The 25,140-nt window shown below is 33.4% G+C and carries 18 protein-coding genes; 6 read left to right on the plus strand and 12 right to left on the minus strand.

All coding sequences use genetic code 11. The features are described 5' to 3' along the window. Positions 1-275, minus strand: a 275-nt coding sequence (gene tnpA, locus NH26_RS17940; RefSeq protein WP_199880248.1) for an IS66 family insertion sequence element accessory protein TnpA, incomplete at its 3' end; no start/stop codon positions are given. A gap of 267 nt (positions 276-542) precedes the next feature. Between tnpA and NH26_RS17945 the strand changes: the two genes are divergently transcribed. Then, positions 543-1,994, plus strand: a complete 1,452-nt coding sequence (locus tag NH26_RS17945; RefSeq protein ID WP_044223229.1) for a M20 family peptidase — start codon at positions 543-545, stop codon at positions 1,992-1,994. 77 nt (positions 1,995-2,071) lie between these two features. Here the strand turns inward: NH26_RS17945 and NH26_RS17950 are convergent, their stop codons facing one another. Genes NH26_RS17950 through NH26_RS17970 form a run of 5 tightly spaced genes read right to left on the minus strand, consistent with a single transcriptional unit; the run spans position 2,072 to position 10,472 of the window. Continuing rightward, positions 2,072-2,800: a hypothetical protein gene (locus tag NH26_RS17950; protein ID WP_044223233.1), complete on the minus strand. Its 729-nt coding sequence runs from the start codon at positions 2,798-2,800 to the stop codon at positions 2,072-2,074. A 24-nt stretch (positions 2,801-2,824) separates the two neighbouring features. Further along, positions 2,825-3,310, minus strand: a complete 486-nt coding sequence (locus tag NH26_RS17955; RefSeq protein WP_044223236.1) for a hypothetical protein — start codon at positions 3,308-3,310, stop codon at positions 2,825-2,827. Beyond that, positions 3,303-4,658: a RagB/SusD family nutrient uptake outer membrane protein gene (locus NH26_RS17960; RefSeq protein ID WP_158021960.1), complete on the minus strand. Its 1,356-nt coding sequence runs from the start codon at positions 4,656-4,658 to the stop codon at positions 3,303-3,305. Before NH26_RS17960 ends, NH26_RS17955 begins: the two co-directional genes overlap by 8 nt. Before the next feature lie 13 nt (positions 4,659-4,671). Continuing rightward, positions 4,672-7,671: a SusC/RagA family TonB-linked outer membrane protein gene (locus tag NH26_RS17965; protein WP_084812228.1), complete on the minus strand. Its 3,000-nt coding sequence runs from the start codon at positions 7,669-7,671 to the stop codon at positions 4,672-4,674. 8 nt (positions 7,672-7,679) lie between these two features. Beyond that, on the minus strand, positions 7,680-10,472 hold the full coding sequence (locus NH26_RS17970) for a M16 family metallopeptidase (protein WP_044223245.1): 2,793 nt from the start codon (positions 10,470-10,472) through the stop codon (positions 7,680-7,682). A 401-nt stretch (positions 10,473-10,873) separates the two neighbouring features. Here NH26_RS17970 and NH26_RS17975 point away from each other — a divergent pair, with 401 nt between their 5' ends. The 3 genes from NH26_RS17975 to NH26_RS17985 all read left to right on the plus strand — a co-directional run bounded on the left by NH26_RS17975 (position 10,874) and on the right by NH26_RS17985 (position 15,062). Continuing rightward, positions 10,874-13,270 carry a DUF5686 family protein gene (locus NH26_RS17975; protein WP_158021961.1) on the plus strand — a complete coding sequence of 799 codons (2,397 nt, stop codon included), beginning with the start codon at positions 10,874-10,876 and terminating at the stop codon, positions 13,268-13,270. A 167-nt stretch (positions 13,271-13,437) separates the two neighbouring features. Further along, entirely contained in the window at positions 13,438-14,187 is a 750-nt protein-coding gene (locus NH26_RS17980) for an MBL fold metallo-hydrolase (RefSeq protein ID WP_044223251.1), read from the plus strand. Next, positions 14,184-15,062: a DUF1295 domain-containing protein gene (locus NH26_RS17985; protein WP_044223253.1), complete on the plus strand. Its 879-nt coding sequence runs from the start codon at positions 14,184-14,186 to the stop codon at positions 15,060-15,062. The genes NH26_RS17980 and NH26_RS17985 overlap by 4 nt, the downstream gene beginning before the upstream one ends. A 43-nt stretch (positions 15,063-15,105) precedes the next feature. Here the strand turns inward: NH26_RS17985 and NH26_RS17990 are convergent, their stop codons facing one another. Further along, positions 15,106-15,651, minus strand: coding sequence for a hypothetical protein (locus NH26_RS17990; protein ID WP_044223254.1), 546 nt, complete (start codon positions 15,649-15,651; stop codon positions 15,106-15,108). 474 nt (positions 15,652-16,125) lie between these two features. On the opposite strand from NH26_RS17990, the gene NH26_RS17995 reads away from it, so the two are divergent. Further along, positions 16,126-17,199, plus strand: coding sequence for a lipid A-modifier LpxR family protein (locus tag NH26_RS17995; RefSeq protein ID WP_044223256.1), 1,074 nt, complete (start codon positions 16,126-16,128; stop codon positions 17,197-17,199). On the opposite strand, the gene NH26_RS18000 is transcribed toward NH26_RS17995, so the two are convergent. Then, a complete protein-coding gene (locus tag NH26_RS18000; protein WP_044223258.1) occupies positions 17,189-18,709 on the minus strand; it encodes a CotH kinase family protein in 1,521 nt (506 codons plus the stop codon). The two genes, NH26_RS17995 and NH26_RS18000, sit on opposite strands and share 11 nt — an antisense overlap. A gap of 430 nt (positions 18,710-19,139) precedes the next feature. Between NH26_RS18000 and gcvP the strand changes: the two genes are divergently transcribed. Further along, positions 19,140-22,040: an aminomethyl-transferring glycine dehydrogenase gene (gene gcvP, locus NH26_RS18005; protein ID WP_044223259.1), complete on the plus strand. Its 2,901-nt coding sequence runs from the start codon at positions 19,140-19,142 to the stop codon at positions 22,038-22,040. Positions 22,041-22,316: 276 nt separating this feature from the next. On the opposite strand, the gene NH26_RS18010 is transcribed toward gcvP, so the two are convergent. The 4 genes from NH26_RS18010 to tsaD form a co-directional block, all read right to left on the minus strand. Next, on the minus strand, positions 22,317-22,628 hold the full coding sequence (locus tag NH26_RS18010; RefSeq protein ID WP_044223261.1) for an antibiotic biosynthesis monooxygenase family protein: 312 nt from the start codon (positions 22,626-22,628) through the stop codon (positions 22,317-22,319). A 73-nt stretch (positions 22,629-22,701) separates the two neighbouring features. After that, positions 22,702-23,565: a prolipoprotein diacylglyceryl transferase gene (gene lgt, locus NH26_RS18015; RefSeq protein ID WP_044223263.1), complete on the minus strand. Its 864-nt coding sequence runs from the start codon at positions 23,563-23,565 to the stop codon at positions 22,702-22,704. Positions 23,566-23,734: 169 nt separating this feature from the next. Then, positions 23,735-24,046, minus strand: coding sequence for a hypothetical protein (locus NH26_RS18020; RefSeq protein WP_044223264.1), 312 nt, complete (start codon positions 24,044-24,046; stop codon positions 23,735-23,737). Between the two features lie 9 nt (positions 24,047-24,055). Beyond that, entirely contained in the window at positions 24,056-25,075 is a 1,020-nt protein-coding gene (gene tsaD / locus NH26_RS18025; RefSeq protein WP_044223265.1) for a tRNA (adenosine(37)-N6)-threonylcarbamoyltransferase complex transferase subunit TsaD, read from the minus strand. Positions 25,076-25,140 lie beyond the last annotated feature (65 nt).

Consider the following 25,140-nt stretch of genomic DNA (forward strand, 5'->3'; position numbering starts at 1 on the left):
AATAAATGAATCGCTTCTTTAAGAAGTTCAGTGTTTGATAAATGAACTTTTACTCCGTTAGGGTATTCAACTGTTATTTTTTGCTCAACAGGGTTAGTTGGAGAGATAGGAATAAATTGAGCAGGTGAGTCAACGTTTTTTTTACCACAAGTCTTGGTTACCCAATAACTGAAAGTAGGTGCTTTTATTGAATGAAGTGCGCAATAACCTTTTTGAGTTAATCCACTTTCTTTCCATGCTTCTAGATGAGCGTACATTTCTTCTTTTCTTGACATAATTGTTGTGTTTGATTATGTCGTAAAATTAATGCGTGGGATTATAGGATGATAGATGGAGTTGCCCGACTGCTTACTTTGAATTTTACAGTTGTTAGTAATTAGATATTGTAAAGTGTTAATATTGAAGGGTTTAATAATTTTTTATTTTGTGGGAAAAGGAAAATTTATTTAATCTTCAATTCAGATTTAAAAACTCATCTGAATTATTTGTCTAAATTGTACTTAGAATAGCTTCATCAACACTCTAAACGTTTACTATTACTCATGAAAAAGCTTCTCGGAATTATCTTAGGTTCATTTACTATTGGGGCCATTTATTTGTCTTACAATTATATCACTTTTGATTCCAAGCAATTAGATTTTAGAAAAATTGAGAATAATTCATCTTACGATGAAGCAGTTGTTCATCTATCAGAAGCAATTCAAATACAAACTATTTCATATGATGACCATATAGATACCACCGAGTTTTATAAGTTTATTGATTTTGTCAAAGATGTTTACCCTCATACTTTTCAAAAAACAAGTCATCAACTTCTAGGTGGATTAAGTATGTTATTTACTTGGCAAGGGAGCGATCCTTCATTAAAACCGATCATCTTAATGTCGCATTATGATGTTGTACCTGTTCCTGAAGGAAATCTCCCAAAATGGAAACAACCACCTTTTGAAGGAAAAATTGTAGACGGTTTTATTTGGGGTAGAGGAGCAATTGATGATAAAGTAGGAGTTATTGGTATTCTAGAAGCTATAGAAGGAATGATAAAAAATGGCTATCAACCTAAAAGAACGATCTATTTATCTTTCGGGCATGATGAAGAAGTGATGGGGAATAATGGCGCTAAACAGATAGCTCATTTTCTAAAACAAAAAGGAGTAAAAGCAGAATTTGTTTTGGATGAAGGAGGATATTTAACAGATGGTTTAGTACCCGGAATGGAAAAGCAAGTTGCTTTAATCGGTACCACCGAGAAAGGTTTTGTTACTTTAGAACTATCTACAGAAATAGAAGGAGGACATGCTTCTATGCCAAAGAAAGAAACAGCAGTAGATGTGATTGCAAAAGCTTTAGTAGCAGTACATGATAACCCATTTCCATCACACATATCTAAACCTCTAAATGATTTTATAGAACATGTAGGGCCTGAAATGCCTTTTGCCTTAAAGACGGTTTTTGCAAATTCAAATTTGTTAGAGCCAGTTTTGATGGCAGTATATGAAAAAGGACCTTCATCAAACGCTTTAGTAAGAACCACTGTAGCTCCTACAATTGTGGAGGCGGGTGTAAAAAATAATGTTTTACCTACACAGGCTAGAGCTGTTTTAAATATTAGAATTCTTCCGGGAGAAACAGTAGAATCTGTAACAAGTGCCATCAAAAATACATTAAACGATGATCGTATCAAGATTCAGATCTTAGAAAGATCTAACCCTCCGGCAGTATCAAATCCCAAACACCCTGCCTATAAGATGTTAGATCAATCTATAAGAGAAGTTTTTGGAGAAGTTGTCGTATCGCCTTATATCATGATAGCAGCATCAGATTCTAGATATTTTACAGGTATTTCAGAGAATGTCTTGAGGTTTTGTCCGTTTACTTTAAACAAGGAAAACATCAAATCATTTCATGGTATCAATGAGAAAATTGGAGTAGAAGAGTTTAAGAACAGTATTCAATTTTATGAAAGGGTGATTAAGAATGCAGAGGAGCTATAATACATAAAATATTATGTATAAAAAACGGTTGATGAAAATATCCATCAACCGTTTTTTTTGTATGTGAAAAACTAAAATTATTCAGCTTTTTTGAATACGTAGTGAGATGTACCTGTACCGTAAGTATTATCAGTAGTTTCTACTACTAATTGACCTTCTTCGTTAAAGAATATTCTATCGTTGTTGTCTGTAATTACTTTTGTGTAGTTTAACAACATATTCTCATAAGATAAATCAGTAACATCATTTTGTTCTACAGTGATATTAATATCACCTGATTCAGAATCTTGGATATCATCAGCTGTTAAATTATCAGCACCGAATGGACCACCAACTATAGATCTGATTTCAGCCATATAAAACTCAGCTGATGGAATTAACCCCCAATCACCAGGCATACCTGTTGTAGCTTCTTGGTAATCACCTAATTTTTTGATTAATTCATCACCTTCTGGAGTAAATTGAACACCGATGTCATACGAATCTCCTTCTTTAGCGAAAGAAAGTGTCATGTCAAAATTAAGTGCTTGCTCCCCTTTTGTGATGGTAGTAACAGCATATAAATCTTGAGCCTCTGCAGCCTTCTTCATGTCTTCAGATGGAACAAACTCCACCAATTTCCAATCACCTTCAACAACTGCCTGGAAGATAGAATCAGATGTAGTTGCCAATTCTTGTCTTGTTAGTTCTTGTTGTTCTTCTTCTGATAGTGAAGGAGTTACATCATCAGAATCACTTGAACAAGAGAATACTGTTACTGCTAAAAAAGTGGCAGCAATTAGGGATAATAAATTTAAGTTTTTCATTTGTTTGATGAATTTAGATTGTTATTAATATTTGAATAGATATGTTTTAAGACGGGGACGTCTGTCTTCATTGTTCTTCTTTATGCCCATCATTCCAGGGATAACATTAGGTTGGTCACAACTTTCGATATGAATCACTAATTGAGTTCTTGAAACAAGGTCTGGATCGATGGCTTTGGCTACTATTTTATAATAACCGTAACTCGCACCAGCAGCTATTTTTACATCAGTTTGTATTGTATAGTCTGTGCCTAAATTTCCAAAACTTGTAGAGTCAACTTTTAATTGTACCGTTAATGGTTTGTCTATTGGAGTACTGATTGATATACTGTCTGTTAATTCCAATCGAATTTCTTGATCCGGTTCTGATGATAAAGTCAACATTTGTTGATCTCCGCTCAAGCTTACCAAGGGATCTCCAGTATAAAATTTATCTTTTGATACCATATCATTACAAGAATAGAAGAACATGGTCATCAGGGCGATTACTATATATTTGATCTTATTCATTGATGTATGGATTTGAATTGGTTTCGTCAATAGGAATATCAAAAGTGTATTTAGCATCTCCAGGAACTAGTTGAGTACCATTAGGTCTTGAGACAACAATACCTAGTTCTTTGGCAATCCTTTTTAAGTCATAAAAACGAAGACCTTCTTGGAACAACTCTTTTCGTCTCTCTGCAACAACATCGCTTAGTTGTAAAGACGTTAAAGCAGAAGCACCTCTTGCTTCACGAAGTTTATTCACCACGTCTTTAGCTTTTTCAGGATTACTTTTTAATGAAGCCTCGGCATAAATTAAATATTGTTCAGCAGTTCTGAAATACTTATAATTCAACATTCTGGTATCATTAGGATTATTATCATCTGCTAAATACAAGTACTTTTGAGGTCTTCTTGATGTAGGATCTATATATTGATTTTTTTTACGAACATCAGAGCTTTCAAAAGCATTATAAAAACTTCTATCTAATGACACATTGTTGGTTTCATATTGGTTGTGATAATCCAATAAAGCCCCTTGATCCGTATCCGATAGATTATGAGTCATAAAGATCACTTCTTGGTTTTTTGTACCATATTGATCACCCCAAAGCATCCAATAATCGGCAGAATCTAATAAGTCTGTATTGATAAAGTAACTAGAATAATCTCTAGCCTGATCGTAATCTCCTTTGTATAAAGCGATTCTTGCTTTCAATGCACGAACAGCATCTAAACCAAAGATATAAGGAGCATCAACAGACGACGAAGAGAAGTTTTTTAACTTCGTTTCGGCATCTGTAAGGTCATTGTCAATCTGATCAAAAACTTCTTTTAAAGTAGACTGAGGTAAATACTCTCTATCTAATTTAAGTTTTAAAGGAATGGCTAACTCACTACCGTTTGTTCCATCATAATGTGGAGCATAAATCTCAGTTAGATTAAAGAAGAACCAAGCTCTTAATGCTTCAGCTTGAGCGTAAATCTCATTCTTTTGTTGAAGTTCTTTATCATTATTGGCAGGGACAACATCGTAATTATCAATAATTACATTGGTGGCTGCAATCAATGTATATTGCTGATTCCATAAAGTAGGCTGAGGTCTTGCTTGGTAATCCCATAAATAAATGAAGTAATTCATTTGAGCGTAACCTTCAATGACATTAGAGAAATCATCTGTGGCATAATCTGTAGCCGATATATTATTGGTCGGTACAGTAAGATCATAATACACTTTGTTCAAAGCTTGTTGATAATAGATGACATCATCAAATGCTTTATCTGAAGAAACAACATTATCAGGATCGATATCAATTAATGAACAAGCCGACAATGTGAGTGTGAAGAAGATGAATAAAATTAAATTTTTCATAAGGTTAGTTGGCTTAGAAAGTGACATCAACACCTAAAGTATAAGACTGTAATAATGGTTGACCGATACCTGTTACTTCCGGATCAATACCCTGATACTTTGTAAAGGTGTACAAGTTGTTGGCTTGTGCCGTTATCATAAAGTTTTCTACATGCTTAAGGTGTAGATATTGTTGTAAGTTATATCGTACAGTAACGTTCTTGATTCTAACATAACTAGCATCTTCTAAGAATAGAGAGTTGGCAGTATTGTCAGAGAAGAATTTAGGATAAGGATAAGGTTTTACATCCCCAGGTTTTAACCAAATTTCTTCATAGAATCCTTCGAAAGGAACTTCACCATTTTTTACATTCTGAACCATGGTGCCTTTTAAGTTATTGTAGTTAACTCCACCAAAGGCGAAGGTAAATAACATCGATACCTCTAAGTTTTTATAATTAAAGATATTGGTTAAACCACCAGTATATGGGTGGTCATAAGTACCAAAACCAATCATTTGAGGAGCATTACCTCCTTGTACTATTTCTCCAGATGGAGTGTAATAAATTGGTTGTCCGTTGACAGGATTTACTCCAGCCCAATGTTTCACAAAGGCAGAATTGATAGGTTCGCCTACTTTAAAATATCCTTCAGAACCAACTCTAATTTCATCTTGACCATACAAATCAGTAATCTCATTAATGTTGTAGGCTAGGTTTAATCTAGAAGTCCAACGGAAGTGGTCTGTTCTAATAGGTACACCACTTAAAGTAAGTTCGATACCTTTGTTTTGTAAGGAACCAATATTCTGAAGTAAACTTGTATAACCATTACTTGCTGGAATACTGATATTAGACAATAGATCGTCTGTATTTTTTATGTAAGCCTCTACTGTACCGTATAATCTATGATCTAATACACCAAAATCGACAGCAGCGGACCATTGTTTAGTTTTCTCAAATTTCAGATCTGGATTATAGAATTCAACAAGGTTGATGATTCTTTCTCCTCTATAAGTATTACTGTTGGTGAAATCATAGAAAGGCATACCTAAAGTCTGACGGATACCACCTGAGTTGTAGTTCAAACCATAAGAAACTCTCCATTTTAACTGATCAAATGTAGTATTTGAAGCCATGAAATCTTCTGCTTTCATGTCCCATGCCACACCAGCACCATAAGCACCTACAAATTGTTTTCCTTTAGGAAGGATAGAAGATCCATCGTATCTAACCGATCCTGTAAAGTCATATTTTGATTTATAGCTGTAAGAGAAACGACCATAGAAACCTAACAAGGCATCGTTGTATTTCGAATTATTGATGGTGGCTTGTGGATTAGCACCAATCGTAGGATCAACTTTAGGTGATATTCCCACACTGTTGTAACCAAAGCCCCAGTTTTTGTTATTGATATACTCCATACCAGCAGCAACAGTGATAAAATGATCACCGAATGCTTTCATGTAGTCAGAGCTTAAATTCACTCTATTGGTCAATGTTTTCGATTCACCTTTAGAGATGGTACCTTTTATTTGTCTTTCTGTAACACCATTTGGATTTGCTAAAACTACCGAAGTATTTTCTCCCTCAGCGTACGCAATACCATACTCGGCTCTCACTTTAATATCGTCAGTTACTTTATAAGTTACTTTAGGATTGATATTCAATCTCCAAGTCGTGTTTTCGTTATTATTGTTATAAAGTTCATCAAAAGGATTTTCGAAGTTTACACCACCAACATTCGTTTTTCTAGATACATAGGCAGTATCGTTTAGAGTTTCATATGGCTGTAATGTATAAATCAAACGGGCAGGGCTAGTACCTGATCTTGAACGCTGACTACGTGCAATAGAAGCATCAAATCCAACAGACAAACGATTATTGATATTGTGATCTAAACTAAAACGAGTAGCGAAACGCTTCGCCCATGAGTTTTTATAACTACCATCTTCGTCGTAATAATTGGCAGAAATAAAATACCTCGTGTCATCTACACCACCTGAAATACTCATTTGTAAATCTTTTACCTGTCCAACTTGAGAAAGTTCTTTGTACCAATTAGTATCAATACCTTCTAACTCGGCATATTTTTGAGCTTTATAATCAAGCACTGGCTTTAAATCACCTGGTCTTGGCGAATAGATATATCCTGCTCCATTGGTAATTCCCAACTCTCTTTCTAAAGCTAATTTTTCTGGAGATTTCATTAAAGAAATACCACCTAAACCACCAATAGGGCGGACGGTGTGTTGATAACGTACATTGTAAGTGGTTTTACCTACTATACCTCTTTTTGTTTTGATTTCGATCACACCATTGGCACCACGAGTACCATATTCTACTGTAGATAAACCATCTTTTAAAACTTTGATTTCTACAATATCATCGGGGTTAATCGTTGCAAAAACAGAAGATGTAATTGGTATACCATTTAAGATATACAATGGCTCGTTGGCAGTGTTGAAAGTGGATAATTCTTCATCTTTAGAACGAATACCTAAAGAGTTGTTACCACGTATTCTAATTTGAGAAGCTTCTCCCGGCTCACCTGTAGCCTGAACCGCTAAACCTGCCACCTGACCTTGTAATAATTGATCAAATGAACCAGCTGGCGTACCTGTAGTAAATACTTTAGTATCTACCTTACTTACCGATCCTGTAATAGATCTTGCATCTTTTTGACTTTCTCCAAATACCGTTACTGTTTCTAGATTTTCTACCGCTGGAGTTAATTGAATATCAATTAATGATCTATCACCAACTGTAGCTACTTGTTCTTCATATCCAATGTAATGGAAGACTAAAGTAGTATTCTTAGTAAGACCACCTAATTTATATTGTCCGTTGTAATCGGTAACTACACCAGAAGTTGTTCCTTCTATAATTACATTCACACCAATAAGGGGTTCTCCAGATTCGGCGTCTGTAATCATACCTTTTACCTCTACTTGTTCCTGTGCGAACAATTGAGAGCTAAACAGAAATAGGCAGCTGATTAATAGTGAAGTAAGTATTTTTTTGTTTGTAAACATAGCGAAGTTTATTTCTTCTCTTCAGGGCTTAGAGTGAAGATGAATACTTTTTTGTTGTTTAGATATTTAGTAGCAACTTTCTGAAGTTCTTTTTGAGAAATTTCAGTAATGTTTTTAACATATTTTGCATATTCCGAAGCGTCTTCGTTGCGTTCGTTTGCATTTTGTAACAAAGCCACCCAGTAATTATTTCTCTCCAAAGCTTTTTCACGATGATTTACAGCTGTCTTTTTCACTTTTTCCAAGTCTTCTAACTTCACCTCTTTCTTTAGATCGTTGACAATCTGTAAGGCTACTTGTTGTAAAGTATCAGCTTGTTCTGGAGCACAAGTAAACATCACATTAAATTGGAATTGGTTAAATGGCTTTTCAATCACTCTACCGTAAGCAAAAGGAGAGTAAGTACCACCCATTTCTTCTCTTAATTTTTTTGTTAAGCGAATGGTCGTAACGTCACCTAGAAGTTCTAATTTGATTCTGTTTTCTTGTCCTTTAGGATACTTCCCTTGGAAACGAAGAATGACTTTAGTTTTTTCTGATTTGCTTTTGGCAACATCAATGACTGTTTTAGTTTTAGGAACTCTAAGACCGTTATCGCGGTAGTTATGAACCAATTCGCCTCCAGGTAAACCACCAATGTATTTGTCTAATAATGGTTGTACTGTAGTAAGATCAATATTACCGACAAAAACAAAGTGCATACCTCTTACAGAATTAAATCTAGAAGTGTAAAAGTCAAATGCATCATCCAAATTTAAAGCACCTATTTGTTCCTGTGTTAACAACGTAGCTACTCTAGGGTGATTATTGTACATAGTTTTGTTGACCACATCAGCAAAGTAAGAATCCGGATCATTCAAACGGTTCTTGTTATATTCTTTTTTGTTTGAAATGTATAAATCAAACTGTTCTTTATCTTTTCTAGGAGCAGTAAATTTGAGGTAAGTCAACTGCATCATTGTTTCAAAATCCTCTACAGTAGATTTCCCTCCAACAGTTTCATTATAGCGTCCTATGTTTACACTTACAGAAGCTTGTTTATCACCTACAAGTTTCTCAAGTTGCTGTTTGTTGTACTGACCTAGACCACCAAGTTGTACTAAAGATGCTGCTAATGATGCATTATTAAATTGCTCATCTGATGCCAAAGAATAACCACCATGTCGTTGACCACTAAATTGAATCTCATCGTTTTTAAACGTTGTGGATTTAATAACTACAACTGCACCATTTTCATAGGTAAGGGTAGTAGTTCCAAGCACGTCATCTTTTTCAGTAGAAATCACTTTACCTGCAATAGGTTCTTTTTCTATCAGAGGTCCTTCAACTTCTTCTGTTTGATAAGGAGTTAGAGAAGCATAATCAATACTATTAATAGCGTCAAGTAAAGCTTCATCAGAAGGCAATTCTTCACCTTTTGGAGCATTGATAAACACCAATCTATTGGCAGGGTTATTCTGAATGTATTTCTTTGCTAAGGCTTCAATATCTTCTTTTGTAATTTCTTGAATGACCTTTTCTAAATAATCATTTTTAAATTCAGCAGAAGTGTATTCAGAGCCGTAAAGTACATGTCCCATTAAATTATCGATGTATTGACCAGATTTAAGTGAACTCTGTTCCATCGCCTCCGTTTTAAGATCTTTGGCTAGAATACTTCTTTTTCTTTCAAATTCAGCTTGAGTAAAACCAAACTTTTTAGCACGATACAATTCGTTGAGAACACCTTTTAAACCTTCAATCACTTTTCCTGATTTAACAGAAACGTTCGACATATATCTATCTTTATCACCAGAACCTCCAGCCTTATAAGATGAAGCAAACATAAAAGGAGCATCTTTCGTTTTAGCTACTTCTTGTAGTCTTTGATTAATGATGTAGGTATATAAAATGTTAGCAACACTTACTTTTAAGTCTTCTAAAGTCTCTTCTTTATGTTTTGGTATTTTGTTAATGATCATCGCAGAAGTAGAAGTAATTTCTTCATCTACCATTTTACCAATCAAAGTATTCGGGTGGTCTACTACAGAATAGTACACTCTTTCTTTTTCATTTACTGGATTCGTTTTTTGACCAAATGTATCTTTAATTCTTTGCTCAATCTCAGCTTCATCTACATCACCTACTACCAATAATGTAGCTAAATTGGGACGATACCAATCTTTATAAAATCTTCTTAATGCATCCTCATTCCCAACATTAAGAACCACTTCATCCATCAAACCAATGGGTAAACGATCTTTATATCTAGATTCATGATATAAAAGAGGGTACATTTTATCACGAGTACGATCGCCTAACCCTGTTGTAGTTCTCCATTCTTCATGAATAATACCTCTTTCTTCATCTATATCTTTTTTATCTAGCGTTAAACCGCCAAGGATATCACCAAAGAAGTAAAAAGCTTTATCTAAAGTTTCTTTTTCAGAATTAGGAACAGGAAGCATATAGACTGTTTCATCATAGCCAGTATATGCATTAATATCACCTCCAAATTGAACACCAATAGATTGGAAATAATCAATTAAACTATTACCAGGAAAATGTTCAGAACCGTTAAAGGCCATATGTTCCAAGAAGTGTGCAAAACCTCTTTGGTCTTCGTCTTCTAAAATAGATCCGGCTTTAATGATTAATCTAAATTGAACTTCATTAGTTGGCTTATCATTTTTTTGAATATAGTAAGTCATACCATTAGATAATGTCCCTTTTTTAACATCAGGATTTAAAGGTATTTTTTGACTAAACGTTGAAGTACTGAGCAGCAATAACGCGATGAAAATGAGGTTTAATTTTTTCATGAGTTTGATTGATAGTGAATTTCATTTATGTTAGAAGTAGTACCATTAAAGTATGTAACTGGTTTTCTATTACGCAATTTTGTTAAAAATTGACACAAAGCCGATTGGGTAATATTTTCAAACTTGTGCCATTAAGTTTTAACGGAGTGCGTAGTGTTATGAGATATACTTTGATTCTGTACTCTTAAAGCAATATTTTTTGATTAGTGTATTTATTACATTAAAAATAATTGAATGTCAATGAATGCTCATCGAATGTTAAGACTTAACTATTGATAACAAAATATTCTTAAGAACCTTTAAAATTAGGTAGTTTTATAAATTGTATATCAAGTTGTTTATCATGGAAAAATAATTTGTATTATCTTATCTTTATTATTCACTTTATAAAAAAGTACTTTTTGAGGTATTCAATATTTATATTATTTCTATTGATTGTTTCGTCTGTTGTAGGACAAAATAGGAGATCCTTTTTTGGGAAGGTTATTGATGAGAAATCGTTAAGACCTGTTGAATTTGCTCACTTAAAATTGATTGGTAAAGAAGAGGGAACAACCACAAATAATCAAGGAGAATTTGATTTGGAACTTAAGGTAAATCAAATGATAGAAATAGGGTGTTTGGGGTATACTTCACAACTGATAAATACAGATACATTAGACCTGAATAAAGAACACCTAATCATACTCACAAAATCTATAAAAGAACTTCAAGAAGTAGTGGTGGGAAGAAGAGGGTATGAAAACCCTGCTTGGGAGATTATTAGATTGGCAATGAAAAATGCCGACACTCATAATTTAAAAAAGACCAAAGACTATCAATATCAATCTAATATTTTTACACATGTGTATATTGCCGATCTTGATTCTGCTTTTTTACAGAAGAAACTAGTAACTAAAGCGGTATCAAAAATGCAGGCTGTCGGAGAATTAGAAAAAGATACCAAAGGTATACCTATCGTACCAGTTTATGCTTCTCATTCATCTTCTGATGTTATATATAATGGTATTTCAGAAGATAGAGAAATCAAAAGTTATAAAGAATCATTTTTAGGTCCCGAGTTTCAAAATCAATTTAAAGAAGGGTTAGACCCTGAAAAGACCACTATAAATTTTTATCAACATTGGCTTAGATTTCTAGGCTATGATTTTGTGTCGCCTTTAAACCCTACTTTTAAAAATTATTTTGATTTTGAACTTCAAACTTTCGAAAAAATAGATCAAGATTGGTGTTACCGTATCTCTTACACACCTAAGAGAGAAAATGACATGACTTTCGGTGGCACAATATGGATTACTGATGATGAAAATAACTTTGCTATAAAGAAAATAACCGCAGATATTAATCGTTCATCTCCTATTAATTTTATTGATAGTATTCACGTAGAACAAAAGCTTTCTCCTCTAGATTCTTCCGAAATTTGGCTGCCCTCAGAACAATTAATTAGAATGTATGTTGGTGGTAAATTGAATAAAAAGTGGAGTAAATTTCAGGTAGATATAAATACAGAAAACTCTTTTACGTCTGATCTTCCTTTAGTGCACAGTTCCCGTCCTGACAGTAGCATTTTTACAATGATTGATACTGTAAAAACAATGGGAGAAGTAAAAACTACGTCCAAACTAATCGATATGGCAGTGACTGGTTATTATCGAATGGGAGGATTCGATTTTGGTTCTTTATTAGCCATTTATGCACAGAATGATGTGGAAGGACACCATTTTCAAGCAGGTGGAATAACCAATACACAATGGAATGAGAATTTTGTGGTCGGAGGACATTTAGCGTATGGTACAAAGGATGATCAATGGAAGTGGGGTGTGATGGGGAAATATGTGTTAGACGAAAAAAACTGGACCTTTATTTATGCTAGAGCACAACATTCATTACAAAGATTAGGAGCAGGAATTACGTATCCTGGCCAAGAACCTTACTTATGGTTTCAGCAATTATGGGGTACTTTTAATTATCCGTATATGCTTGATGAATATAAACTTTCATTGGGTAGTTATATTGCAGAAGGTATTCAGTTAAGAGGATCTTTTACCTATAAAGATGAAAATTATTTTACTACGCCAACCACAGATTCCCTCATTTTTAATCAGATAACCACATCGGAGATAGGAGGATCTATCATCTTCGATTTTGGAAAAAAATATGTAAAAAGTAGGCATTTAAATAGATATATTGTTGCCAATGGCAAGTTGCCTTACATCTCAATCAATTATAGTAGAGGTTTACCTAACGTTTTCAATGCAACAGATAGTTATCATAAATTAAGTATGAGTGTTAGCCATCGGTTTAAAATGGGTGCTATTGGTCGATTGGATTATGTCGCTTCGGCAGGGTGGACACCTTCTACTGTTCCTTTCCCTTTACTTTTTGTACATAGAGGTAATAATCTAAAATATATTTATGATGGGTCTAGTTATAATTTGATGGGTTTTGGTGAGTTTATGTCAGATACTTATGGAAGTATCCGAATGTTTCATCATTTTGAAGGCCTGTTTATGAATCGTATACCTTTGGTGAAAAAATGGAATGTAAAAACATTCGGTATTGCTAATTTATTATGGGGAGGTGTTTCTCAAGCAAATTTAGATGCAAATATAAATCCGTGGGACAAAGACAATCCAACCTTTGGTAGTTTAGATCCAACTGTACCTTATGTAGAAGTTGGAGGAGGAATAGAAAATATTTTTAGAATGGTAAAAGTGATATTTCTTTATAGAGCAACTTACCAAGAAAATGCAAGTAGGAAATACGGGGTGATGTTTGCGATAGCACCTCAGTTTTAATACTTTCAAAAAACAATGATGGAATAGGTTAGTTATATTTCATTATATTGAAATATAATTTTTACTTGAGACAATAAATTATGGAGTTGAATATAACATCCATTTGTACAAGGAAATAATTAAAAATACAGGCTTTCTCTTATATGATTAACTTACAACGGCTCAATATGGATAACTCTTGGTTCTTAGAGTTAGACGGATTGAAACTTCTCATTGACCCTTGGCTAGAAGGAGTAGAGGTCGATTTTTTTTCATGGTTCAATACACAATGGCATAGAACTTCACCATTACCATATGATCAATTACCGGATTACAATGCAGTTTTGATCACGCAAAAATATCCAGATCACTTTCATAAAGTCACACTTAAAAAGCTTCAACCTAAATTAGTGATAGGTCCGTCTTCTATTAAAAAAGAGATAAAGAAGGTGTTGCCTGAAACTGAATTTATTGGCATGGATAAAAAGAATTCAATTGTATCTGTTTTAGATATAGACTTTCATTTTTTGCCTACAAGAAGACTAATTGATCCCATTTATGATGGATTTGTGCTGTCTTCAAAAAATGAAAGCATTTATCTTTTAACACATGGTTTCGAATTAGATCAAGAACATTCTACTGCCTTAAAAATAGTACCAGAATGTACATTACTTTTTACTCCATTCAACTTATATAAATTACCTTTCTTTTTAGGGGGTGTGGTATCTCCTGGAATAAAAAGCGTAGAAAACTTATGTCAGAAACTCTCTCCAAAAGTAGTTGTTCCCACGCATGATGAAGATAAATATGCCAAAGGAATTGTAAGTAAGTTTGCAAAAATTGAGTGGTCAGCTAAAAAAGAAGATTTAATAAAGTACCCTTGGTTAGAAAATAGGTATCAAGCATTTCCAGATTATAAATTGAAGAAAATATCATGACAGATAAACAAAAAGCAATACTCGAAATCACAATAATTTATATAATCATTGGTGTATCAGGAATATTGAGTTATCAATATATAGACGTTGGAAATAAGATTTGGAATATGTTTGTAGCAGATGTTGTTATGACGGTAGTCTGTTATATTTTTTCAGTGATCAAAAAGAATACAAGTACTTATGATGCTTATTGGTCTGTGATTCCTTTCTACTTATTAGCAGGTTGTTATTTTTTCCTTCATGGAGACAAATGGGGAACTCCTCAATGGGTAGCAGCATTTGTAATAAGTTTTTGGTCTTGGAGGTTAACACTTAGTTGGGCCAGAGGTTGGCCAGGATGGCATCATGAAGATTTTAGATATGTCAATTTTAGAAATAAATTTGGTAAGGTGTTCGAGCCTATCAATTTCTTAGCGTTACATTTTTATCCTACTGTAATTGTATTCTTATCTTTTTGGGGGATGATTTATGTTTTTGATCTTAAGAATAGTCTTTTTGGTTTAAAAGAAGTACCCCTTTATTTTTATCTAGGTGCTTTAATAGCCTTTTTAGGAGGTGTGTTCGAGTTGTTAGCAGATAATGAATTAGATAAATTTAGAAAGCGACCGAACCCTCAAAAATCAGATATTCTTAAGACAGGAATTTGGGGGAGATCGAGAAACCCTAATTATTTAGGTGAGATGATGTTTTGGTTTGGTTTAGCTATTATGGCTTATGCTTTTAATGCACCATGGTATGCAGCACTAGGTTCTGTTGGAATGTGGGCCATGTTTATGTTTGCATCCATACCGTTAAAAGATGCTCAGATGATGAAGAATCGTCCCGAAGCATTTAAAAAATATAAAGAAGAAGTATCTAGAGTTTTACCTTTTTAGATAGCTTAAAAAAGCTGTTCCAATGGTAGGAACAGCTTTTTTATTATCTGATAAGTTCTCTATTGGGCTTTTTAATAAATAAGCCAAAGAGTATTTCAAGGGCTCCGAGTATTGTCTTTTTGCGGTCAGCAATAAAGAAGTGATAACCTTTTTTATCATCAACCCTGCTACTCATATAACGTTTTACAGACATTGGAAAGTTAAGAACTTTAGCAAGTTTCTTAGATTTTGTGCCAAATAAATAAAATTCAGCATTCCCAAAATAACCCTTGTAGCCGATCGAGGCCCAAAGAAATTTACTTAATAATGATTTTTTGAATTCATCCTTTATCCACATGCAAGATATTTCTGTAACATTATTGTATGCGGTAAAGTGAAGCATCTTCTGCTTATCAATTTGATCTGTAATGTGTTCTGTATATCTATAAGGGTAAGTGTTTCCAAATACATATCCACCACAGATTTCACCTTTGTAAATTAACACATAAGTTACATTCCTTTTTAAATAATCCTTGCTAATCGATTGATGTGGAGATTGGTTTAAAAATTCATGATAGTGTTGTTCTTTTGTCGCTTTGATAATTTTCATAATAAAAACTTAGATAGTAATAAATTAATTGATGTAATTATTCTCTTTTAATAAAAAGGAATAATGAAGTGTTTGAAGAGTAATAGCTTTACTAACAGATAGTTAATTGAATAATTATTTACAGTAAAAATACAAATAAGGAATTATACTTTTAAAATGTCAATATTACACTTAGTGAATCTTTGAATAACAATAAACTAACTTCAAATAGTTAATTTCCATATTGATATTTACACTATTGGTTATCAATAGTTTAGACAAAGTGAAAATTGTTTACTCAAGTAAGTGTTAAAGGTTTTTCTCACAATTTTATAAGCCCGAAAATGATGTTTAGTGAATTTTTAACAATTCATCTATAATTTTATTAACTTAGATATAACATACATCACCTAAGTATCCTTTAAAAATCTATCATTGAAATCAAGAATTAACTATTCCGGTCTTTTTAATATTATTCAAATATTTTTTTATTTGATGATCTCCTTTGAATCAGAAGGCCAAGAGAAAAAAGAAAAGAAGGATAAAACTCCTTTTTTTTTCAAATTAACTATTGATGAAGATCTTTTTTTATTAAAGAGTACAGATCAGTTTTATAGTTTTGGTACAGCTATTACAGCAGGTTGGAAGGGCTTAGATAATAAATTGACAAAAGCACTGACAATAGGAGCAAAAGATAGTCATGATCTCTACACATTAGGTTTTGGTCATAGAATGTATACACCCAAAAATGTTAATCAAACACAAGTAGATTCTACAGACATCCCCTTTTGTGGTCAGACGTATTTTAGGTTAAGTAGAGAATCCTATTCTCCTTCACATGGATATGTTATTGAAACTCATTTAGATGTTGGTGTTGTTGGTGAAATAGCAGGAGCAGAATTTTTTCAAAATCAATTTCATTCGGCCATAGGAAATAACGAAATCCAAGGATGGGAAAATCAAATAGGAAATGGTTTATTGCTTAATTATACTGTCATTTATAAACAAGACTTTGTTTCGGTCTTGCCTTTTGTTGAAAACTTTTTGGTTTTAAGAGGAACGGTAGGAACTATGGATATATCTGCAGAAGGGAGTATTCAATTAAGAATTGGTTTGTTTAATAATTATTTTGTGAATGGAGAAAGGCCCTGGAGTAAAAAGGAGAAAGCCAAAGGATTTCATAATATCAAAGAGAGTAAATATTCTAAACTTAAATACAATTCAGGGATGTGGTCAGAAGATGAAACAGTCAGAGATCAAGCTGTAGAGAGTTGGTTAGCTAGAAATTTTAAGATCAATCAAATTTATATCAAATTTGTTTCAGGAGGTATGCTAAATATGTATTCAGGAGAAATGCAAGGTAGTTTAATCTCTTTTGAAAAATCACCTTATGTAATTGAGTATCATCAAATACCTAAATTAATCCACACCTTATCAATTGGTGTTGTTTTATCTCATAAAAGTGGATCTTTTGAATACCTTTGGGATAGACATAATTATCAGCCAGAAAATACTTTTCCTCCTTACTATCCAAAATGGGGTAGATTCAATATGAAATTTAATTTTTAATAATCACATTAGGTAAATTAACCCAACTGCCTTTTTGATTTTCAATTTCAGCATTGATAAAATAGGTTCCTTTAGAGAAATTATCGTATTCTACTTTTATAGAAGCTGAAGGTGGGTAAATAAAACGCTTTACAGTCTTACCTTTTTCATTGACTACTGATACTAAACATCTTTTATAAGACATATCATTCATTTCCATCCAAACTATATTTTTATTAGGCTCGGGAAGATATTTGATGGTTTTGATCCAATGTGAGGATAGGTCAGAGTCTGTTGGTAAAATCACTTGTTTCTTGGCAGATCGACTTCGCTCATCAATAAACGCTTTTAATCCATGATCAATATGTTTTTGATGATGATGTTCAAATGATTGGATAAAATCATTGGCTGTCCAACCATATTCCATTGTATAGAGGTAATCGTTTTCAACAAAAGGAAGTAACATTTCTCTTTGCTGATTTAAATAAGGGGATAATACTTTTGTATTAAAAGTATTTTTGATGTATTGATGAATAAATACATTATATAGGTTTCTATACTCTGGATCTTCTAAAATTTTACTCACTAGAATTCTAGCTTCAAAAGGATCAAGCCAGTGGTTAATATCTCGATTAGCCCAATCAATAGCACTTGAAACATAATTAATTCCAAAAGTATTATTGTAGCCTGTAGGTATGTATGTCCATTTATTGGTTGATTCATTAAAGTAAAGACTATAATTATCTTTGTTGTATGAATAATTATCCCAATGTCCACACAGCACTTCAATAGCTAATGTTTTGATAAACATTTCTATCTCAAAATGTTTTTGAATATAATTTCTAAAACTCGTATGATGTAAAGTATTGATACTATCTAAAAAAGATTGAAGTGAAGCTTTATAAATATCTTTCCCAGAATTTAAAGTGTATATATCGTTGTCAAGATAAGTATTTGGGTCATTTATTAGGTCAGCTCCATACTTACAATCATATAAAAGCCCTTTTTGATTATTGAAATGATGTTGTAGAAAATTATCATTTATTTTCTCATTTATCAGATATAGACCTATAAATTCATTATTGATATAAAAAGTAGCATGAGCTGTTCTTGGTGTTGGTATACCCTCATCTAAAAGTAGTTTATTGGTAAGCTTTTTTCTTGATAAGGTAGGATCATTATTGATAGCCTCCAGATATATTCCTTCAACATTACATTGATGTGGCTGACCAAAATTTAAGAAAATAGATTTTTTATAATTACTATTTCCCTCTTTCTGTTCAATACTTAAACTTACAGTTGAAATACTATCTTTTTGATGTTGACTCTTCACCTTCAGTTGACCGTATATAAGCTGCTTACTACTCGTTGATTTATTTTTGAAGGTTTCAAAATCTAAAGAATCGATTTGAAGATGTATAGTTGTAATAGCTTCTTGTTGAAAGAAGATACAATAGTTATTTGTTTTACATTGTGCAAAACAATTTAAGTAACAAATAGTAAGCAGTATAGTTAGTAGACTTGTTTTCATCAGTGGGGTAATTGTTCAATCATTCCATTTGGTGCAAAGCGTTTCTTACACTCTTGAAATTGTACTTTATTTAAAAATTGATATAATTAATTGATTATCAAATTGATTTAGATACAAAATAATACATATTGTTTATATTATTAGGTAAAAGTTTCGACAGATGTAAGAATTTTACTCATTTAAGACAAAAAGGTCTCTTAATTTAAATTGTATAGTACTTAAAAACAGAATTTTGATAGTAATGTTATTTTTTATGAAATAAATGAATACTATTAAAATTTCTTCATACAATTATTTAGTAAGGTTCATTTAATAAACAAAGTTAATTATATTTGCGCAGCATTTGACAGGGAGGATGCGGGAAAAATTTACCACATCTTCATTAACCTTCCTATGCTCGTCTTTTATTACCACAACACAACCATAGTCGATGAAAATTGATTTAAACAATTTCGAAAGATTTGAGGCAAGGCACAATGCGCCCAACCATACTCAAATCGAAGAGATGCTAGCCGCTTTAGGAGTATCTGACATTGATGAATTAATCGCTCAAACGGTTCCTGAGAAAATTCGTCTTGAGAAACCTTTAGAACTTCCTCAACCATTAACCGAATACCAATTCTTACGTCAATTTAAAACTATTGCCGAAAAGAATAAGATCTATCGTTCTTACATTGGTATGGGATATTACAACACTATTACACCTCCTGTAATTTTACGTAATATCATGGAAAACCCAGGATGGTACACTGCTTATACTCCTTATCAAGCTGAAATCGCTCAAGGTAGATTGGAAATGTTATTGAACTTCCAAACTATGGTGACTGATTTAACAGGTATGGAATTAGCTAACGCTTCTCTTCTAGATGAAGCTACTGCTGCAGGTGAAGTGGTGCATATGTTCCATGGTGCTAGAAAAGGAGCTAAGAAAAAGCAAGCAAATAAGTTTTTTGCAGCTAATTCTTGTCATCCTCAAACATTAGATTTAATAAAAACTCGTTGTACTCCAATTGGTGTAGAACTTGTGATTGGTGATGTAGCTGAACTTGATATTACTGATCCTACTTTATTTGGTGTTCTTGTTCAATATCCAGATACTAATGGAGCAATATCAGATTATACTGATTTTATAGCTGCTGCTCATGATAATGGAGTTTTAGTAGCTATGGCTTCTGATCTATTGGCACTAACTCTTCTTAAAGAGCCAGGTAAAATGGATGCAGATGCAGTTGTAGGTTCTGCACAACGTTTTGGTGTTCCTATGGGATATGGTGGTCCTCATGCTGGATTTTTAGCCACAAGAGATGCTTACAAACGTCAAATTCCAGGTCGTATTATCGGTATATCTAAAGATAAAGACGGTAATGAGGCGTACAGAATGGCGTTACAAACACGTGAGCAACATATCAAACGTGAGAGAGCCACATCTAATATTTGTACAGCTCAAGTATTATTAGGAGTGATGGCTTCTGCATATGCTGTCTATCACGGACCAGAAGGATTGAAAACAATTGCTTACCGTACTCATGGTATGGCCAACCTTTTGGTAAATTCAATTGAAAAAATCGGTTTAGAAATCGTCAACAAAGATTATTTCGAAACTGTAAGAATTAATACAACTCCTCTTCAAGCTAAAGCGATTAAAATTTTAGCAGAAGAGCGTATGACAAACTTCCGTTATTTTGAAAATGGTAACATTGGCCTTTCAATGAACCAACAAACAGACGTTTCTCACGTAGTTGATATTGTCAATATTTTCCAAGATGCTCTTGGTTTAAACGAAGCAGTTGATGTAGAAGCATTAGCCAATGAGGTGAGTGTGTCTATTCCTTCTGATTTACAACGTACATCTGATTTCTTGACTCATCCAGTATTTAATCAATACCACGCTGAGCACGAAATGTTACGTTACTTAAAACGTCTTGAAAATAAAGATCTTTCTTTAGTACATTCAATGATTTCTCTAGGGTCGTGTACCATGAAATTGAATGCAACTGCAGAAATGATTCCTGTAACTTGGCCTGAATTTGGTTCAATCCACCCGTTTGCGCCAAAAGAACAAGCACAAGGATATCAAGAAATCTTTAAAAACTTAGAAGCATGGTTATGTGAAATCACAGGTTTCGATGCCATGTCTTTACAGCCTAACTCTGGAGCAAATGGTGAATATGCAGGTCTATTAACAATCCGTGCTTACCACGAAGCGAACGGAGATAGTCACAGAAATATTGCTATTATTCCTTCATCTGCTCACGGTACCAACCCTGCATCAGCTGTAATGGCAGGGATGAAAGTGGTGATTGTAAAATGTGATGAAGCGGGTAATATTGATCTTAATGATTTAAAGGATAAAGTAGCTCAACACTCTGAAAACCTTTCTTCATTAATGATTACTTATCCATCTACACACGGTGTATTTGAAGAGTCTGTTATAGAGATTTGTCAAATCATTCACGATAACGGTGGACGTGTTTATATGGATGGAGCAAATATGAACGCTCAAGTTGGTTTAACTTCTCCTGCCACAATTGGAGCAGATGTTTGCCACTTGAACTTACATAAAACATTCTGTATTCCTCACGGTGGTGGTGGTCCTGGTGTTGGTCCAATTGGTGTAGTAGCCGATTTAGCTCCATATTTACCAGGTCATGCTGTAATTGATAATAATGTAGGAGAAAAAGCTTCTTCTGCTGTTTCAGCTGCTCCTTGGGGATCAGCAAGTATTCTTCCAATCTCTTATGCTTACATTGCAATGATGGGTGCAGAAGGTTTAACGAATGCAACTAAAACAGCCATCTTAAATGCGAATTACATGCAAATAAGATTGAAAGAGCATTACCCTGTATTATATGTAGGTGCAAATGGTAGAAACGCTCATGAGATGATCGTTGATTGTCGTCAGTTCAAACCTGCAGGTATCGAAGTAGAAGATATCGCAAAACGTTTGATGGATTATGGTTACCATGCTCCAACAGTATCATTCCCAGTACCTGGTACATTGATGATCGAACCAACGGAATCTGAAAGTAAAGCAGAATTAGATCAATTCTGTGATGCTATGATTGAGATCCGTAAAGAGATTCAAGAAGTGATTGATGGGCAAGCAGATGCTGTAGAAAATGTTCTAAAGAATGCACCTCATACACAAGAAATGACTATAACAGGAGAGTGGACATTGCCTTACTCAAGAGAGAAAGCGGTTTATCCTCTTCCTTATGTTCAAGCTAATAAGTTCTGGCCAACTGTTCGTCGTATTGACAGTGCTTTTGGCGATAGAAACTTAATATGTTCTTGTATACCAGTAAGTGATTATGAAGAAGCAGAAGCTTAGTCTTCCTTGTTTGTAAATATCTGATTTAATTTACATCAGATTAAAGCTTATCAACATAAAAAGGCTCATAAATGGAGAATTCCGTTTATGAGCCTTAACTATGTATGAGCCCCCGTATCTTATTCACAAATCTTTGTTAAACCAACGATTCACAAAACATAATTGTGAATAACTTTTTTATTTTACTGATCTAAATTCAAAAACTTATCAACATTTTGAGAAGGGGAATCAGATTAAAGTACTTTGTATAAAGTTTATTACTTAAGATTGTAGTACTTATAATGAATATTCTCTCTCCACTAAGGCAATTCTCGTTGTATACTGTTCATACCATTTATCCTTTCCCATCTTTTGAGCAGTTAAGTGTGCACTATTCTCTTTCCATTTTTTGATAGATGCTAAATCTGTCCAATAAGAGATTGTAATTCCTAAACCATCTCTAGCACTTTCAATACCTAAAAAGCCTTCTTGTTTTTTTGCCATTTCCACCATATGGTCTGCGGTAATACCATAGCCATCATCAATATTGGTTCTGATGTTAGTGAAAATAACAGCGTAATAGGGTGGGGTTGGAGTTTTAGCAATCATAATTAGAGTTTGAAATAGATTAGTGAAGTAACAAAAAAGCCTATCACTAGGATAGGCTTGTATAAATTAAATCTTATTTTTCTTTTCCTAAATTGGGATTATTTTTTGGAAAAGGAGGAGGAGCTGCAGCAGGAGTTGTTGATCTCCATATAAAATATAAACCTCCTAAAACTGCAGGGATACTTAATAATTGTCCCATGTTAAATTCCATTCCTTGTTCGAAACCTACTTGATTTTCTTTAAAGAATTCCCATACGAAGCGCATTCCAAAAACCAGAACCAAGAACAAACCGAATAATCTTCCTTGAGGAAGTTTTGGTCCTTCTTTTTTATAAATTCCTGCAAGTACAAAGAAAATACCTAAGTAGGTAATTGATTCATATAGCTGAGCTGGGTGTCTTGGTGTTTCAGGATCCGAAACATGAGCATGGATAAATTTAAATGCCCAAGGTAGATCTGAAGCAACACCAATAATTTCAGAGTTCATTAAGTTACCAAAACGAATAAAACATCCAGCTAAGGCAACAGGTATAACAACTCTATCTAAAATCCATAACCAAGGTTGGTCTGGACGATTTTTACTATAATAAAAAAGAGCGATAATGATACCGATTGCTCCACCATGACTGGCTAAACCACCTTTCCAAATTTCAAAAATTTCGATGAAGTGTGATGGAGTAAAGTAATATTCTGGTTGATAAAAAATGACGTGACCTAACCTTGCACCAACAATAGTTGCCACAACCATATACATTAGGATAGCGTCAGCATCAGATTCAGGTCTGTTTTCACGAACAAAAATTTTAGCTATAATATATGTTCCGATAAAGAATCCTAAAGAGAATAATAAACCGTACCATCTCACCGGTAACCAAGATATACTTGGGAAAATTTCAGGATTTACATCCCAAGTTATGAATGCTAGTATTGTTTCCATGATACAAATATGGTAAAGCATTTGATAGAAAAAAAGCCTTTTGAAAAAGATTCAAAAGGCTATATATTTTCATTTTCTTTACTGAACTAAAGATGTTTTTAGCGTACGTTAGTATTAATAAATATAGATGAATAATTATTCAACATAGTAGGGAATATGTGAATAAATATTAATCAAGTAGAGAAGTATCACTTATTTTAAATTTTTCGTTGCCTTCGTCGTCAACATTTAAATAAAGTATACCTTCTTTTCTAAGTTCCTCAAGCTTTTGCCTTGCTTCTTTAGCACTTACTTTTGTAGCTAAGCATAATGCAGCTACACTAATACCATGAATATGTTTTCTTGCCATAGCAATCACATCGGCATCAGTTAATGTATTTGATGCAGGAATTATTGGTTTTGATTTTTTAGAGTTGATATTCAAAAATATACCTAAACCAATGGCCGCTGCAAAGGCAAAAATCACAATAAATACACCCATATTTAAGCGTTATTCGTTAGTTCCTTTAAATTTCATTCTAGGATTTGGAGATGTGTTCAATGCTTCAAAATCTTTTCCTTCATATTGATAGTGTGCTGCCATTGCGATCATTGCTGCATTATCAGTACAGTGTTCAAAATCTGGTACATAAACATTCCAGCCTTTTTTCTTTCCTTCTTCTAATATAGTATTTCTTAGTGATGAATTTGCAGAAACACCACCAGCAATACCTATTTCTTTAATATTTAATTCTTTGGCTGCTTTAATCAACTTTTTCATTAATATTTTGATTAATGTATGTTGAATACTTGCACAAAGATCAGCTTTATTCTCTTCGATAAAGTTTTCGTTTTTCTGATTTTCTTTCCTTAAGAAATTTAAAAATGCAGTTTTAATACCTGAAAATGAGAAATTATAATCAGGAATATTGACATTAGGAAAAGGATATTTTAATGGATCTCCTCCTTGAGCAAACTTATCTATTAGTGGCCCACCTGGGTAATCTAATCCCATTATTTTAGCGGTTTTATCAAATGCTTCTCCTACTGCATCATCAATTGTTTCTCCCACTACTTCCATTTCTAAAGGAGACTTCACAACAACTAATTGTGTATGACCTCCACTTACTGTTAGACATAGAAATGGAAATTGGGGTTTCGGATCATCAATAAAATGAGCCAAAATATGAGCTTGCATATGATTTACACCAATTAATGGAATGTCTAAAGACATCGCCATCCCTTTGGCAAATGATGCTCCAACCAATAATGCACCTAAAAGCCCAGGACCTTTTGTAAAGGCTACTGCATTTAAATCTGTTTTTTTTATATTTGCATCTTTTAATGCTTCACTTACCACAGGCAAAATATTCTTTTGATGTGCTCTAGAAGCAAGTTCTGGAACTACACCTCCATATTTTTGGTGTACTTCTTGCGTGGATACAATGTTGCTAAGCACTTTACCGTTGCTTACAACAGAGGCAGAAGTTTCGTCGCAAGACGACTCTATGGCTAAAATAATACCGCTCATTGTATAATTATTTGTCTTTAATAAGCTAAATTACTACACGAAGAGCGAATGCCGAAATTTTTGGT

Source organism: Flammeovirga pacifica, assembly GCF_000807855.2.
In the GTDB taxonomy this organism is placed as follows: Bacteria; Bacteroidota; Bacteroidia; order Cytophagales; family Flammeovirgaceae; genus Flammeovirga; species Flammeovirga pacifica.